At 35.7% G+C, this 17,142-nt stretch carries 15 protein-coding genes; 10 read left to right on the plus strand and 5 right to left on the minus strand.

Annotated features, from left to right (window positions below):
• Positions 1-127: 127 nt before the first annotated feature.
• The 9 genes from H8707_RS05305 to H8707_RS05345 all read left to right on the plus strand — a co-directional run bounded on the left by H8707_RS05305 (position 128) and on the right by H8707_RS05345 (position 9,367).
• Positions 128-682 (plus strand): sigma-70 family RNA polymerase sigma factor, encoded by a 555-nt coding sequence (locus H8707_RS05305; protein ID WP_262429098.1) that lies wholly within the window; start codon positions 128-130, stop codon positions 680-682.
• A 2-nt stretch (positions 683-684) separates the two neighbouring features.
• Positions 685-1,737: a DUF4179 domain-containing protein gene (locus H8707_RS05310; RefSeq protein ID WP_262429099.1), complete on the plus strand. Its 1,053-nt coding sequence runs from the start codon at positions 685-687 to the stop codon at positions 1,735-1,737.
• A 332-nt stretch (positions 1,738-2,069) separates the two neighbouring features.
• The gene (locus H8707_RS05315) at positions 2,070-3,071 is read left to right on the plus strand and encodes a LacI family DNA-binding transcriptional regulator (RefSeq protein ID WP_262429100.1); all 1,002 of its coding nucleotides are present in this window, start codon (positions 2,070-2,072) and stop codon (positions 3,069-3,071) included.
• Positions 3,072-3,377: 306 nt separating this feature from the next.
• The gene (locus H8707_RS05320) at positions 3,378-4,379 is read left to right on the plus strand and encodes an ABC transporter substrate-binding protein (protein ID WP_262429101.1); all 1,002 of its coding nucleotides are present in this window, start codon (positions 3,378-3,380) and stop codon (positions 4,377-4,379) included.
• A gap of 165 nt (positions 4,380-4,544) precedes the next feature.
• Positions 4,545-6,059 carry a sugar ABC transporter ATP-binding protein gene (locus tag H8707_RS05325; protein ID WP_262429102.1) on the plus strand — a complete coding sequence of 505 codons (1,515 nt, stop codon included), beginning with the start codon at positions 4,545-4,547 and terminating at the stop codon, positions 6,057-6,059.
• Entirely contained in the window at positions 6,052-7,095 is a 1,044-nt protein-coding gene (locus H8707_RS05330) for an ABC transporter permease (RefSeq protein ID WP_262429103.1), read from the plus strand. The genes H8707_RS05325 and H8707_RS05330 overlap by 8 nt, the downstream gene beginning before the upstream one ends.
• Positions 7,096-7,113: 18 nt before the next feature.
• Entirely contained in the window at positions 7,114-8,148 is a 1,035-nt protein-coding gene (locus H8707_RS05335) for a Gfo/Idh/MocA family protein (RefSeq protein ID WP_262429104.1), read from the plus strand.
• An 18-nt stretch (positions 8,149-8,166) separates the two neighbouring features.
• Positions 8,167-9,081, plus strand: coding sequence for a sugar phosphate isomerase/epimerase family protein (locus H8707_RS05340; RefSeq protein ID WP_262429105.1), 915 nt, complete (start codon positions 8,167-8,169; stop codon positions 9,079-9,081).
• 103 nt (positions 9,082-9,184) lie between these two features.
• Complete coding sequence (locus H8707_RS05345) at positions 9,185-9,367, plus strand: type II toxin-antitoxin system prevent-host-death family antitoxin (protein ID WP_262429106.1); 183 nt, start codon at positions 9,185-9,187, stop codon at positions 9,365-9,367.
• Positions 9,368-9,419: 52 nt separating this feature from the next.
• Here H8707_RS05345 and H8707_RS05350 read toward each other — a convergent pair whose 3' ends face one another.
• From H8707_RS05350 to pdhA, 5 genes are read right to left on the minus strand one after another with little or no spacing between them, the layout of a single operon-like run.
• The gene (locus tag H8707_RS05350) at positions 9,420-11,168 is read right to left on the minus strand and encodes a glycosyl hydrolase family 18 protein (RefSeq protein WP_262429107.1); all 1,749 of its coding nucleotides are present in this window, start codon (positions 11,166-11,168) and stop codon (positions 9,420-9,422) included.
• Positions 11,169-11,217: 49 nt separating this feature from the next.
• Positions 11,218-12,594, minus strand: coding sequence for a dihydrolipoyl dehydrogenase (lpdA, locus tag H8707_RS05355; RefSeq protein WP_394354638.1), 1,377 nt, complete (start codon positions 12,592-12,594; stop codon positions 11,218-11,220).
• Positions 12,595-12,606: 12 nt separating this feature from the next.
• Complete coding sequence (locus H8707_RS05360; protein ID WP_262429109.1) at positions 12,607-13,911, minus strand: dihydrolipoamide acetyltransferase family protein; 1,305 nt, start codon at positions 13,909-13,911, stop codon at positions 12,607-12,609.
• Positions 13,912-13,930: 19 nt separating this feature from the next.
• Entirely contained in the window at positions 13,931-14,911 is a 981-nt protein-coding gene (locus tag H8707_RS05365; protein WP_262429110.1) for an alpha-ketoacid dehydrogenase subunit beta, read from the minus strand.
• Positions 14,901-15,995, minus strand: coding sequence for a pyruvate dehydrogenase (acetyl-transferring) E1 component subunit alpha (gene pdhA / locus H8707_RS05370; RefSeq protein ID WP_262429111.1), 1,095 nt, complete (start codon positions 15,993-15,995; stop codon positions 14,901-14,903). Before pdhA ends, H8707_RS05365 begins: the two co-directional genes overlap by 11 nt.
• Positions 15,996-16,442: 447 nt before the next feature.
• On the opposite strand from pdhA, the gene H8707_RS05375 reads away from it, so the two are divergent.
• Entirely contained in the window at positions 16,443-17,126 is a 684-nt protein-coding gene (locus tag H8707_RS05375; RefSeq protein WP_262429112.1) for a DUF554 domain-containing protein, read from the plus strand.
• Positions 17,127-17,142: the final 16 nt, after the last annotated feature.

Genomic DNA, 17,142 nt, shown 5'->3' on the forward strand with positions numbered 1-17,142 from the left:
TTAAATACATTTTGGACGAAAATTCATATATAATTTATATATTGATAGATTTTTATTTCTGAGTACGAAGTAATAAGTGAAGGGCAAAATATCTGTATACAGAATCAACAAAAAGAAGGTGGCGCCATTGAAAATAACAGAAGATAATTTTATCGTTCAGATGAAAAAGGGAAATGAGAAAGCCTTAGAATATGTTATTGATAATTATGCTTGGATTCTTAAAACTGTAATAAAAAAGCATTTATTTTATCTTCCAAATTTTTATGATGAATGTATGAACGATTGTTTGCTATCAATTTGGGAAAACATTGATTATTATGATTCTGAGAAAAGCAGTTTTAAAAATTGGATAGGAGGCATTGCAAAATATAAGTCTATAGATTATGTACGAAAATACTTAAAGGATTTGGAAAATGAAAACATAGAAAATATCAATTTATCTGTAGATGATAATACATTAAAGGAAATATTATCAAAGGAAGTCAGTGAAGAAACTGAAAAAATGCTTAGCAGCTTGTCGGAAGAGGACAGAAGGATTTTTAAAGAACTCTATATTGAAAATAAGGATATGGAAGAAGTATCTCGGGATATGGGGCTGAATAAGTCAGTTTTATACAACAGACTTTCAAGAGGTAAGAAGAAAATTCGCAAAGAAGTCAAAGATGTCAAAGGAGGCTATTAGTAATGAAGGATTCTAAAAGCATTTATGAACTTTTAAATAATATGAAAATTGATTTAAATGATTATGAAAAAGAGGAGTTAAACGACGTGGAAAAGCAAAGCTTAAAAAGAACATTTAGAAGTGATACTGTGAGAACATTTAATTTTAAAAAGATTGCCTCTATTACCGCAGCATTGGTATTGACGGTGGGAGTATTAAGTCAAACAGATTTCGGAAAAGGGGTATATGCTGCAGCTGAATCAAAGATTTCGGAAATAACTTATTCTATTGGTAAGTCCCTCGGTATAGAGAGGGATATTGAGCCTTATGCAAATGTGGTAAATCAGGTAGTGGAAGATAAAGGGGTTGCAGTGAAAATAACTGATGCCATAATAGATAAGGACGAATTGATATTGACTACAATTTTTGATACCGGAAGAGAAGTAAATTCATTTTGCTTGGATTATGACGTGTTTATAAACGGGAAGAAGATTAACAATGGCAGAAGCGGAACCATGGGACCAATAGATGAATCGAAAAATTTATATTTTGCAGCTGACTACATTGATGTTAAGGACATAGATACAAGCTCAGATATAGATATAAGAATCAAGATAGATGAAATAAACTACCACTTAAAAGATAAGGAAGAGAGGATTAAAGGAAATTGGGAATTTGAATTTACTGCAAACGGCGAAGAATTAAATGCAAATACCAATGTAATTCCTCTAGAATATCAATTTAATATAGATGGAATTCAATATTCTCTAAATGAATATAGATACAATCCTGTATCACAAAAAATCATAGGAAAGATAAATGGTAAAGGAAGAAATGATTATGATGTTGAGCTGAGAGGCTCCGATAATTTAGGAAACGAAGTAGTATTCTATCTCAGCAGATCAAATAAGGATGAAATGGTGTTCAAATATGAGGATATAAAAGGAGATTTATCTGATGGTATAGAATCCATATCTTTAACACCATATGCAACAAAGTTCCCTGAAAAAAGTGGGAGAATGAATAATGATTTTAAGCAAGTTGGTGAGGAATTTACAATATATTTAAATAATTAGCATAAAGATGTAAATTACAGTCAGTGAGAAATTATGAAATTAAATCAGCATAATAGAATTATAAAATTAGAGAACAAAGACCCTATAGACTAAAACTATGGGGTCTTTGTATTCGGTCAATTGCAGCACTAAACCTTTTTTATGTTGAACATTTCAGTTTAAGTAGTTGTAAATTGAATAAATTTTTTCATCGGAAAACGTTGACAAAAATAAAATTTAATAATATAATATTTATGTAATGGATTACATGAGTTATTTTAATTTAAAATATAATGGATTACATTCAGTAATATCAATGCATAAAGCGTAGAAGGATAAATTTGGAGGTTATTATGACAACTATATCAGATGTTGCAAAAGAAGCCAATGTTTCTGTTGCCACAGTGTCACGAGTATTAAACAATCATAGTTCCGTTAGACCCGAGACATACGAGCGAGTTTACAAGGCTATAGAGAAACTTTCCTTTGAGCCAAATATGTCAGCAAGAAATTTGCGTAGGAACGAGACAAGAGTAATATTGATAGTTGCACCCAATATTACGAACCCATATTATGCTCACATTTTAAGCGGAATAGGAGATGCTGCAAGTGAATATGGATATAGTGCATTGATATTCAATACTAATGGAGAAGAAACCCGTGAAAAAGAGAGTTTGGATATGTTGAAAAAGAAAAAAGCAGATGGGGCGATTCTTCTATCAATAGACATTGATTCTTTATGGTTAAAGGAATATGCTGACAAATACCCTATAGTCCACTGCTCGGAATATACAAAAGATTTAAATATACCAAAGGTTTCAATTGATAATTATAAAGCTAGCCTAGATGTTATGGAATATATTATAAGTTTGGGACATAAGAGAATTGCTACGATTACCAGTTCAAACAACTATATATCCACACATGAGAGATTAGAAGGGTATAAGGACTCTTTAGAAAAGCATGGCATAAATTTAAAAGAAGATTATATAGCATCTGCAAATGCTGATTATTCTTTTAAAAGCGGAAAAGCTGCCGCATATAAATTGCTTCAAGGAGAAAATCGACCTACAGCGATATTTTGTATCTCGGATACTATAGCTCTTGGAGCCATTATAGCGGCTAAAGAGCTTGGAATTAAAGTACCGGAGGATTTAACCATTATAGGTTTTGACGATGTAGATGATACCACAATGTTTCATCCATACATAACGACAATATCTCAGCCTTGCTATGATATTGGGAGGGAAGCATTTAAAATATTATTTGGTATTATTAATAAAGGCAAAGATAATAAAAAGGTTGTTCTTCCCCACAAATTCATAATAAGAGAATCCTCAGCGCCTATTAGTTAGGTTAATCCTGCCCGGCTCACCCTTAGACTACAAAGGGTACACGACAGGACGACCCAAGGGTCGATTCTGCATTGTGAACTGTGAATTGCCGTGTACCCGACAGTAGAAATATTCCAAATCTTGATTTTATGATATTTCACTGAGTGGGTATGAATTAAATTAAGTTGTGCATTGTGAACTGTGCATTGTGAACTGTGAATTGTGAATTGTGCATTGTGAATTGTTTGGATATTGGCTGTGATAGAAATCTCAGTTGATTATAGTAAGTGTTAGACAAGGATGTAAAATATTAAGGGGGAAAATTTAATGAAAAAGATTATTTTGTTAGTCTTATCGCTTTCTTTAGTTTTATCTTTGGTGGCTTGTTCCAAGCCTGCTCAAGCTCCGGAACCTGAGGAGCCGGGGACAGAGGCTGAAGCTCCAAATGAATCAGAACCAGCTGAAGGCAAAAAGCACAAAATCGGAATTCTGGCGCCTGCAGTAACACACGGATGGGTAGCAGCAGTTGCATATCATGCAGAAGCTCGTGCCAAGGAATTGTCAGACCAGATTGAATACAAGATTCAAACAAGTAACAATGCGGAAGAGATGACTTCACAATTGGATGACCTGATGACTTGGGGAGCTGAAGCAATCGTTGCATTTCCTCAATGGGTAGGTATGGAAGTACCGATGCAAAAGGCATTGGATGCAGGTATCAAAATAGTAAACTTTGATATTGAAATTGACTTAGACGGAGTTTATAGAGTATCAGGAGATAACGAAGATATGGGTGTTCAAGGGGCTAATTACATAGTAGATAAAGTAGGAAAAGATGCTACTGTTGTAATTCTGGAAGTGCCTTCATCAGGTTCCGTATCAGAACTTAGAAAGAAAGGCTTTGTAGAAAAAGCCAAAGAAATAGCACCGGATCTAAATATTATTACCTATGCTACTCAATTTACCAGAGAAGATGGACTTAAAGATTTTGCAGATATCTTGACTAAAAACCCAAAGATAGATGCAGTATATTCCATGGATGATGAAACTTCCATAGGTGTATTACAGGCTATAAAAGAAGCAGGAAGAACAGATATTAAAGTAGTAACCGGCGGGGGAGGTGCTCAAGAGTACTTCAAGATGATGCCGGAAAATGAAGATATATGGATTCAATCAGCATTATACAGTCCTGTTATGGTAAAGGATGCAGTAGATGTAGCCTTGAAGGTTCTTAACGGTGAAACTGTAGAACAGGTAAAGATTATACCTACAACTATAGTAGATAGAGATAATTACAAGGATTTTCTTGATGAAAATTCACCTTATTAATGGGGCTCAAGATAATAGGATCTAACTTATATAAGGTTATGGCAATGTCAATGCCATAACCTTATATAAAATATCAGTGCACTGGATCTTTCATCGATTCCAAAGGATCTTTTCAAGAATTAATCGTGAATTGTAACTTAGATTAATACAAATGGGTGTGATTTTATGATAGAAATGAAAAATATAAATAAGTCATTCGGTTCAAACAGAGTTCTAAAGGATGTAACTATCTCTATTAATAGCGGTGAGATTTGTGCTTTAATAGGTGAAAATGGAGCAGGTAAATCAACGCTTATGAATATATTGGGCGGAGTTCATAAGATGGACTTAGGAGATATATTTCTGGATGGGAAAAAGATAGAATTTAATTCCCCTGCAGAATCGTTGAATTCCGGAATAGCATTTATCCATCAGGAATTAAATCTAATCAATGATTTGCCTATTTATGAAAATATGTTTTTAGGTAGAGAATTGAAGAATAAAAGAGGAAGACTTGATTTAGAGAAGATGATATCAGAAACAGAAAAAATATTTAGTCAAATTGGGGTGGATTTGAATCCAAGAGTTATGGTTAGAGATTTAGATGCTTCCTATAAGCAAATAGTTGAAATCTGCAGAGCAATTATGATGAAAGCTTCAATCATAATCATGGATGAACCCACAACATCCTTGACCGAACCGGAAATAGAGAGAGTCTTTAACATGATGAGAACACTAAAGGATCATGGCGTTGGCATCATATTCATATCACATAAATTAAATGAAGTTATGGAAATATGTGAGAGGTATATGGTCTTACGTGATGGGAAACTGGTAAAGGAAGGCAAGGTAGAGGATATTACACCTGGTGATTTAGCAAGGTTTATGGTAGGCTATGATGTGAAAATAGATCAGCTTTCAAGAAACAAAAATCTTGGAGAAGAAGTTTTAAGAGTAGAAAAGATATCTCATGAATCAGCTTTTAATGATATTAGCTTTTCTGTAAGAAAAGGAGAAATCCTAGGAGTAACGGGGCTTTTGGGAGATGGAAGAAGTGAGTTGTTTCAAGCAATATTTGGCTTTGAAAAGATTAACTCAGGAAAAGTATACATAGACGGTAAAGAGAAAAACATATTGAGTACAGAACAAGCTTTGGAGGAAGGGATTGGATATTTACCGCGAAACAGAAAAGAAAACGGAATTATACAGGATATGAATATTATTGAAAATGCATCAATTGCGGCTTGGGGAAAGTATGCAAAAAAGGGAGTTATTAACTTTCAAAGACATGAAGATATCTTTGAAAATCAAATTAATAATTTAAGGATTAAAATGGAAAGTCCAACAAATAGTATAAATAGCCTTTCCGGTGGGAATCAGCAAAAAGTTGTTCTTGCAAAGTGGCTGTCATTAGATCCAAAACTGCTCATTCTTGACAATCCAACACAAGGTGTGGATGTAAGAGCTAAGGAAGATATTTATGAAATCATATTAAAACTTGCGGAAAATCAAATAGCTGTTGTTGTTTTATCCAGCGAAGCACAGGAAATCATTCGATTATGTGACAGAGCCTATGTGATGTATCATGGGAAAATACAGGGAGAGGTATCAGGTTCGACTATGAATGAGCATGAAATCATGTATCTTGCAACCGGTGGAAACTTATGTCAAGACCAAGGAGGAAAAATAAGTCATGCTTAAAGATAATGTAAAGCAAAAGAAAAATTTTTTTGAATGGTTTAGGAATAAATGGACTACAGAACCGCTATTTAGTACTGCTATAGCATTGCTGATTATGATAGTTTTGCAAACCTTAATCTTGGGGTTTGATTATGATTCCTTTGGACATTGGTTTAATTCATGGATTAACAATTGGATCAATATCTTGAGAAACAATGCCGGTGTAGGGATTATTTCATTGGGTATGACTTTTGTTATAATTTCGGGAGGCATAGATCTTGCGGTTGGTTCCACATTGGTTGCGACCGGAGCTGTAATTATGATGCTTATAGACACAGGGGAAAAAGGGATTTTATTGAACCTGGGATTAACCGGGGTTCCTGCATTTATTGTTACAATATTTCTTGCAATTTTACTTGGATATTTATTGGGCAGCGGCATAGGCTTATTGATTACAAAGGGAAAGATACCACCTTTTATAGCAACTCTTGGCGCTATGAAGATATTTAGAAGTATTACTCAACATTTTATGCAGGGATATAATCCCACTGTCCCCAAGGAATTCCTTCAGATATCAAATCTCAGAGTAGGAAAGTGGATGTTTATGCCAATTGTATATTGGCTCATTATCACGCTGTTCCTTTATTATATTTCTAAACGCACTACCTTCGGACGACAGGTAATAGCTGTAGGGTCAAATGAAAAAGCTGCAAAGCTTTCAGGAGTAAATGTAGATAGGGTGAAGAGAAGGGTATATTCCTTAATGGGGATTTTAGTAGCCATAGCTTCGATAATTCAAGTTTCCCGAATCGGCTCCATGGATTTTGCCAATGCAGGCAGTGGTGCTGAAATGGATGCAATTGCAGCAGCAGTAGTTGGGGGTACCAGTATGAGTGGTGGAAGAGGAACGATTATCGGCACAGTATATGGGATGCTTATCATTGCTGTTATGAACAATTTGCTCAATCTATTTGGAGTACCACCATTTTTGAGAGAAGCATTCAAGGGAATGATTGTAGTATGTGCAGTTCTTCTTCAGAGAAAAGAAAAATCATAAACGTGAAAGGGGATAAGCATGTTAAATATAGGGATAATTGGATGTGGTAAAATCGCTCAGGTAAGACATATACCAGAATACATGGATAATAAAGACTGCAAGATTGTGGCTTATTATGATAGGACATATGAAAGGGCAAAAGAGATGTCCCAAAAATATGGGGGAATAGCTTATAAGTCATATGAGGAGTTATTAAAAGATAAAGATATAGATGCCGTAAGCATATGTGTTGCGAATCATCTCCATGCAGATATTACCATACAAGCACTTCGCGCAGGGAAAGATGTACTATGTGAAAAGCCTATGGCAACAACGATTGAGGACTGTGAAGACATGGTTAAAGCAGCTGATGAAATGGGTAAAAAACTTATGATAGGACACAATCAGCTATTAGCACCAGCTCACAAAAGAGCTAAGAAACTTATAGACGATGGACTCATCGGAAAAATACTTACATTTAAAACCACATTTGGTCATGGAGGTCCGGAAACATGGAGTATAAAACCGGGACCAAATACATGGTTTTTTGACAAAAATGCGGCAGTAATGGGTGCTATGGCAGACTTGGGAGTACACAAGACGGACTTAATCCGATTCTTAACAGGGCAAAAAATCGCAGAAACTACGGCAAGGCTTATGACATTAGACAAAAAAGATTCAGAGGGCAATCTTATAAGTGTAGATGATAATGCATTTTGTATATATAGAATGGAAGACGGAATAGTTGGAACGATGACAGCTAGCTGGACCTACTATGGACCGGAGGACAATAGTACGGTTCTTTATGGCACCAAGGGGATAATGAGGATATACGATGATCCCAAATATTCCATAAAAGTTGAGCTTAATAACGGAGAAAAAATATATTATGAAATTGAAGGCATCCAAACGAATGAAAATCAGACGAAATCGGGAGTTATCGATTTATTTATAGAAAGCATCTTGGAGGATAAGGAAACTGAATTGTCAGGTAAAAAAGCTCTAAATTCAATGAGAGCAATATTTGCAAGTATTGAATCCTCAAATACAGGAATGACGGTTTTCGTAGATTAGAACTAGGGGGGTTTTTTAATGAAACTTGGTTTTGTAAGTGCAATATTAGCTGATTACAGCTTTGAAGAGATGATAGATACTGCCAGTGAATTGGGGTTTGGATGCGCGGAAGTGGCATGTTGGCCTCAAGGAAAAGCAGAAAGAAGATATGCAGGAGTAAGTCATATTGATGTTGAAAATTTAACTGATGATAAAGTAGACTATATAAAAAATTATTGCAAAGAAAGAAATATTGAGATATCAGCACTTGCTTTTTATCCAAATACCATGGGAAATGATTTGGAAATGAGAGAAGCAAATGTGTCTCACCTATATAAAGTAATAGATGCAAGCAGTAGACTGGGAGTAAATATGGTTACTACATTTATAGGTAGAGACCAATTTAAAACAGTAGAAGAAAATATAGAAATTTTCAAGGAAGTTTGGCCTGATATCATAAATTATGCTGATAAAAAGGATGTTAAGATAGCCATAGAAAACTGCCCAATGTTATTTGATAATGGGCAATGGCCTGGCGGGCAAAATTTATTCACTTCTCCAATTATCTGGAGGAAGTTATTTGAAATCGCACCAAATAAAAACTTTGGCATAAATTTTGACCCAAGTCATTTCGTATGGCAAATGATGGACTATATAAACCCAATCTATGAATTTAAGGATAGGATTTTCCATGTACATTTTAAGGATATAAAATTGCATTCTGAAAAATTAAAAAGGGCGGGTATACTTGCTTATCCTTTAAATTATATGAGTCCAAAACTCCCGGGACTTGGAGATGTGAATTGGAGCCAATATGTATCAGCTCTGAATGATATAGGATACAATGGATACGGATGTATAGAAATAGAAGATAGAGCCTTTGAAGACAGCGAAGCAAGAGTCCTTGACAGCCTAAGACTATCAAAGAGGTATTTGGAACAGTTCGTGATATAGGGTTAGATTGTAGTTCACATTTATGCTGCAAATATACATGTTAATTTGCATTGTAATCATCTGTTATATAAGCTATAATATAACCATGAGGAGCTGTGATACAATGACAAATATAAAACCTGTTTCGGATCTAAGGAATTATACAGAAGTTCTTAATGAAGTAAGAGAAAATAGTCCAGTGTATTTAACCAGAAATGGACGAGGTGAATATGCCATTATAAAATTGGAAGAGTTAGATAAGCTAAAATCTACAACAGGATTATATAACTCATTTATTTGGAGATAGTTCAGATACAAAATGATAAGGGTCGGGGTGGGGTACCGACCCTTATCATTGCCTAAGGTATCATATTCTTTATTCTATCAAGCAGCGCAGCCATTTGTGCCCGAGTGACTTTGTCTTTAGGTCTGAAAGTCCCGTCATCAAAACCTTCAAATATATTTTCTTCTGCCATTGTTACTATATATGGATATGACCACTTTGAAGAGTCAACATCTTTAAAGTGGTTTTTATATTTATTGGAAGGGCTTATCTTTAATAATCTGGACAATAATGTTGCCATTTCCTCTCTCGTAAGGGAGGCATCAGGAGCAAATTTTTGGTTTCCTAGTCCCTCCATTATTCCATGCCCTACAGCTATTTCAATATCTTTCCTTGCCCAATGATTGACCGGAATATCTTTAAAATATGATATATTAGAACCTGTATTTTGCAATCCTAAAACACGAACCAAGAGAGTGGCAGCTTCCGCTCTAGTCAAAGCCCTGTTAGGTTCAAAATAACTGTCCCTAGTACCGAGCATCCAGCCTTTTTCATATACGGAAAGTATATGTGCCTTAGCCCAGCCTTCTCCAACATCCACGAAGAGTCTGCTTCCATTAGCCCATTGATTGTAGGCGTTCCAGATATTTTGAGTAGCCTGATGAAGGCTCCAGCTTCCTGCTCCCCTTAGATTATATTTCTCAATTAATTGCAATTTACCTAGGATTGATTCCTCGTTTTCAAACCAAATAGTATATCCGCCTATGGGGAAACCCGCTTCATATCCTGTAATATTTACTTTAGCCATTGGAGATTTAGAATTATTGTCATAGGTTACAGTCCCATTGTATTTTGCAATGAGTTCATTGATTTTTATAAGGCTTGTGCCCTTTCCTTTAATGCTGCCATCATCACTCCAGCATCTGCCAAAGAAGGGCATGCCAATTACAATCTTAGAAGGTGGAGCATATTTTAACGCATGATTGATAGAATCCTCCACAAATCCTACACTGGAAACCGGGCCTGGATCACCTGTTTCGTAGTGTTCATCATAGGACATGATTAGCAGATAGTCAGCATATTTTGCCAAATTTGCATAATCATATGAGCCATACCATCCTCCTGTATAACCATGGGGATTGGCAGCCACAGCTACAGAGACTTCTTTTCCCTTAGGTAATGCCTCTCTCAATGCTTTTACAAACAGCGTAAAGGCTTCCTTATCTTCAACAGTTACATTTTCTATATCAACGTTCACGCCATCAAGATTATACTTATTTATGACATCTGCAATTTCCTTTACCAAATTATCCCTATTATAAATAGCCGCTCTTCCTACGTCACGATCCCAGTGATTGGCAAGGAAAGGGACAACCTTAAATCCATTGTTCTGCATTTGTTTAATGGTATAAGGATCAAATTGGGAGGTTAATTGTAGGTTGCCATCGGGAGTTAAATCAAAATAACTAGGGGAGACTACATCCAGCACATCGCCTGTTTTGTTTAATGTATCAATTATTTGGCTGCCGGTTTCAAAATAAGCATAACTCATATGATAACTATTACTTGATTTTCCAAAGGAATCAGAACTTTGCAAAGTTATCGTTGCAACTACAATAGTGCCTACTACCAATTTGATGCTATTGATCCTGATATTGGGGAACTTAACTCTGATGATTTCCTCAATAAATTTTTCTATATTATTTTTTTGTTCTCTTTCGCTTCCAAATTCATCAGCAAATTCAGTTAACCCCATATCAAGATATAGGATAAGCATATATCCGTCATCATTTTTTTTAAGCCGATATTTTCTAACAAATTCCATTATATCCCTCCATTCTATTTAGTATTACCATAGAATGAGAAGAATATTTTTAAATATGAATTGGTTTATCTATAGCCCCAAAAGCTGCTTCCATAAATATTTCAGATGAAGTAGGATGGGGAAGAATCGTTTTAGCCATGTCAAATACTGTTCCTTCAAGCTGCATTATTGCTACTGCACTTGAAATCATATCACTCGCATTACCTGCCATTATATGGGTTCCGATTATTTCACCATATTCATTATCAGAAATTATTTTAATAAATCCTACAGTATCATCTTCAGAAAGTGCCTTTCCATTAGCAGATAAAGGGAATTTGCTTATGGTAATATCATGCCCCTTTTCCTTAGCTTGCTCTTCAGTAAGACCGACACTTGCAATCTCAGGGAAAGTATATGCAACTAGCGGTACATGATTGTAATTCATCTTGCTCACTTTACTCATAATATTTTCTGCAGCTACAATCCCTTCAGCAGAAGCCACATGGGCTAATGGGTATTTTCCATTCACGTCACCTATTGCATAGACGCCTTTTATATTTGTTTCCATTTTTTCGTTTGTTTCTACAAATCCTTTAGAATTTAATTTCAAATTCAAATTTTCTAATCCAGATAAATTAGGTTTTATCCCTAAAGACAATAGATATTTATCAGCCTTATATATTTTTTCTTTGCCCTTCACATCAGCGATTATACCTTCATAAGACAGAGATTTTATTTCCGCTTTTGCTATGATTTTAACTCCATCTTTTTTAAGCTGCCTTTCTAAAGTCTTGGACATTTCTTTTTCAACTGTAGATAATATTCCATCAGAATTGAAAATCATAGTAATATTTGATCCTAATGCATTGAAAAGCGTAGCAAATTCTACTGCGTATACATTACCACCGAGTATTACCAGTTCCTTTGGTATCTCTTCAATTTGAAGAGTAGCCCTGCTATTTAGGAGTAAACTTTTGTCAAAACCATCCTTAAGCCCAGGTAAATCGGGGATATTTTCACTGGCTCCGGTAGCGATAATTAGGTTTTTGCTTTCTAAAGTTTGGCCATTTACTTCAACATGGGTCTTGTCTATTATCTGTGCCATTCCTTCTATTAAATCTACCTTGTTTTTCCTAAATAGCATATATATTCCTGAAACAAGTCTATCTACTACCGAATCCTTGTGGGCTATAAACGATTTCCAATCGATATTTAGTTTTTCTTTGTCTATTCCCCTTATTCCCAAGTCCCCACTTTTCTGAATATCCTTATAGAGTTTTGCATTATGAAGCAAGGTCTTGGTAGGGATACACCCCCAGTTCAAGCATACCCCACCTAATCTTTCTTTTTCTACAACTGCTACTTTTGCCCCGAGTTGAGCCGCCTTAATAGCGGCAACATATCCTCCGGGACCTCCGCCTATTACTATTACATCATAAGTCAAATTAATCACCCCTTAAGATTTTAGCAACAATAGCTCAGGGTCAGTTAACAATTCCCTCAATATATTTAGGAATCGTGCTCCGCTTGCACCGTCTATAATTCTATGATCATAGGATAGGGATACGGGGAGTATCTTAGCTATTACAATCTCATCATCTCGCACTATAGGTTTCTTGACTACACGGCCTAGTCCCAATATAGCTGATTCCGGATAATTTATGATAGGAATTCCATAATATCCTCCTATTGAGCCATAATTTGTAATGGAAAAGGTGCTTCCCTTAAGTTCACTTAAATCAATCTTATTCTCCTTAGCTCTAGTGCCTAAATCAACTATAGCCTTGGCAAGTTCAACGATTGATTTTCTATCCACATTCCTAATTACAGGTACCATAAGCCCTCTTTCTGTATCCGTTGCTATGCCTATATGATAGAAATGTTTCAAGATAAGCTCATTATTTTCTTCATCTAATGATGCATTAAATTCCGGTAATATCTTCAAAGCTGTAATTGCTGCCTTAATTATAAATGGCAAATAGGTTAGATTTACATCCTCTTCCTTCAATATGCTTTTATATTTCTTTCTAAAATCATCTAATTTACTGACATCTATTTCATCCATTGCAGTTGTATGAGGTATAGTAAATCTTGATTGAGTCATTTTTTCTGCAATGGTCTTTCTTATTCTAGTAAGGGGAACTCTTGTTATGCTTTCACCTTTAGATACCTCTTTTTCAAGCTTGACAAAATCACTAGAAACTTCATCAACTTTGGACTTTGGTTCTTCAATTTCTGACAATGAGTCTTTGAAGTTTCGGATATCCTCCTTCATTACACGTCCGCCAGGACCTGTGCCTATTACCTCATTGATGTCAACGCCCAAGTCCTTAGCCAAGGCTCTTGCTACTGGAGTTGCCAGTATTTTTTTCTTATTTACCGCTTTTTTAGTTGAGACGATGCCTTCTGTACTAGGAGGTATCTCTTCTGATGACACTATAACTTCACCGACTACACCGGCTGTCTCTTCTTCAACTATCTCTTTATTTGCATCTACCTGAGCCTCAGTCTCATCAGCTTCACCGGATGTATCAATTGTTATAAAAACTTCACCTACATTGATTACATCTCCTGCATCGGCCATCAGCTCCAATACTTTACCGCTCTTTGGTGTTGGAATTTCCGTGGTGACCTTATCGGTTTCAACTTCGGCTATAGAATCTCCTTCATTTACATTGTCTCCTATATCAACTAACCATTTTATGATGGTACCCTCGTGGATACCCTCTCCAATATCCGGAAAACGATATTCATATTTCATAAAGTATCTCCCTCCTTACCTAAAATTTCACTACATCAAGTATTGAGCTTGCAATTCTTTCAGGAGTTGGGATATAGTGATGCTCTCCTCTTGCCAATGGGAATATAGTATCAAACCCCGTTACCCTAGTTGGCGGAGCTTCCAAGTAAAGAAATGCTTTTTCATTGACCAATGCTACGATTTCAGCCCCTACTCCGAAGGACTTGGGCGCCTCATGGACTACAATTATTCTTCCTGTTTTCTTAACTGAATCTACGATTGCATCTCGATCCATTGGAGAAATAGTACGGAGGTCTAAGACTTCCGGATGAACATCCTTTTCACTTACTATTTCTACAGCTTTCTGAACATCTCTAACCATTGCACCCCAAGTTACTATAGTTACATCTTCTCCTTCTTGGACCAGCTTTGCCTTGCCAATAGGAAGTTCATAATCCTCAATCGGTACATCTTGTTTAAATGCTCGATAAATTCTCTTTGGTTCTAAAAATAAGACAGGATCGGGGTCTCTGATAGCTGCTATTAAAAGTCCTTTTGCATCATATGGAGTAGATGGTATCACTACTTTAAGCCCAGGAATATGGGCATACATTGCCTCGGTACTTTCAGAGTGATGTTCTAATGCGCGAATACCTCCTCCATAAGGAGCACGGATTACCATAGGCAGATTAAATCGACCTCGGGATCTGTTTCTCATTCTTGCAACATGACTTATTATTTGATTGAATGCAGGGTATGAAAATCCCATGAATTGAAGTTCGACTACAGGTTTCAATCCATTGATAGCCATACCTACTGCAGAACCTACGATTGCGGATTCAGCCAAGGGACTGTCAAATACCCGAGTCTCACCATATTTTTCTCTAAGTCCGACTGTAGCTCTGAAAACTCCGCCTTCAACTCCAACGTCTTCTCCATATACTACAACTGATTTATCAAGTTCCAATTCATTGTCTAAAGCTTGGGTTACAGCTTGAATTAAGTTCAATTTATTTGACATGATTTTTACCTCCTTGCAAAAATACTTTGTACTCATTGAGTTGTTCCTCTAAATGCGGAGGCATTGTTGCATAATGATACTTAAAGATGTCATCAACTTCGTAAACTGAATTTTTCTCGATATCTTCAAAAGTTGCTGCTACTCCCGTATCTAATTCTTTTTTGATGTTTTCTTCCCATTCTTCAGTGATAATACCTTTATCTAATAGGAAGTTTTTAAATCTAACAACTGGGTCTTTATCTCTCCAAGATTCAACTTCTTCATCTTCTCTATATTTAGTTGGGTCATCGGAAGTTGTATGGGGACCAAATCTATAGGTGTAGGCTTCAATCAAGGTAGGACCTTCGCCATTTCTAGCTCTTCTGATCGCTTCTTTAGTTGCAGCGTACATGGCAAATATATCATTGCCATCTACCAAGATTCCTGGTATACCGTATGCAATAGCCTTTTGTGCCAAAGTTTCACTTGCCGTCTGATTTTTTCTTGGAACTGAGATAGCGTATTGATTGTTTTGAATAATAAATACAACAGGCGCTTTAAACACAGAAGCAAAGTTTAGTCCCTCATGGAAGTCCCCATGGGAGGTGCCTCCATCTCCAACGTAGGCAACTGCTACATTGTTTTCACCCTTGATGTTGTTTGCCATTCCGATTCCGACAGCATGTTGGAATTGGGATCCTATAGGAACTGAAACGGGTAATACATTTACGTCATCAGGCATATGACTTCCCCACTCATTGCCGTACCAATAAAGATAGATGTTTTTAAGAGGAACTCCTCTTACAAGCCAAGCGCCCAGCTCTCTAAAAGCAGGTACGAGAAAGTCTCCCTTTTCCATTGCATAAGCTGAACCTATTTGTGCAGCTTCTTGTCCGGTATTTGGAGCGTAGGTAAGCATTCTACCCTGTCTCTGGTAGGATAACGCTCTCTCATCGATGATTCTTACATATAGCATGGTTTTGTATAGATACAATAATTCTTCGTCGGTAAACGAAGGCATATCTTCACTTTTGACAATTTCTCCACTCTTATCCATGATTTGATACATTGTATTGTCAAGGGGATTATAATCTTCAAGATGCATAAATTTTACCTCCTTTATTAATATATATAAATCTCTAAATGATAATGACTATCAATATAGTTATTTTATATATATACAAAAAGCTATGCTTCTAAACATATTAGAGTATATTGGACAGGTTAAAATTTATGGAACAACTTTATTTAATTCATAATTCACAATTCACAGTTCATAATTGAAAGAGGAGATCCTTCGATAGTCAAGTTTATACTGCCTGACTCAGGATGACACGAGCATTGATTATAATGACCTTACAGAACCCAAGATCACTGCTGTTGTCATCCTGAGCCTAAAGCGAAGGATCCACATTATTTTTTAGCACATATAAAAATCAAAGTGCATATAAATTATATTTTTATGGCAAATTTCTCTAAAATAGTGTATTCTTATATAATATGTAAGTATTTTTGACATTAAATAATAAGGCAAAGTGAGGATGACCGTAAAATGTTAGGTACAATTGTAAACAGTATAGCTATTATATTAGGAGCATTATTGGGAATTATTATAAAAAAGGGCATAAAAGAAAAGTATAAGAGCACAATTATGGATGGTATTGGTCTTTCTATAATGATAATTGGAATAATGGGTGGAATAAAAACCGATAATATTGTATTGATTATAGCAAGTATTGTAGTAGGTAGTATCATTGGCGAAATAATAGATATTGATTACAAACTTGAAAAATTAGGCCACAATATGGAAATGAAATTTGGCAAAGGGGATTCAAACTTTTCTAAAGGCTTTGTCACAGCATCTCTGGTATATTGCATAGGTGCTATGGCTATAGTAGGAGCTTTGGAGTCCGGCTTAACAGGCAATCATGAAACCTTATTTGCTAAGTCAATACTGGACGGTATTACTGCCATATTATTTGCTTCAACATTTGGAATAGGGGTAGCCTTCTCTGCCATTCCTGTATTTATTTATCAAGGCATAATTACATTGTTGGCGAATTCCGCAAAGGATCTCTTAACGGTAAATGTTATTAATGAAATGTCAGCGGTTGGAGGTATATTGATCTTAGCCATAGGTATCAATCTATTGGGAATTAAAAAGATTAAGGTTGCAAATATGCTGCCTTCAATTATAATTCCGTTAATATATTTAACAATTGTGAATGTGATATAGTATTAAAAAAGAAACT

The organism is Paratissierella segnis (genome assembly GCF_014385195.1).
Lineage (GTDB): Bacteria > Bacillota > Clostridia > Tissierellales > Tissierellaceae > Paratissierella > Paratissierella segnis.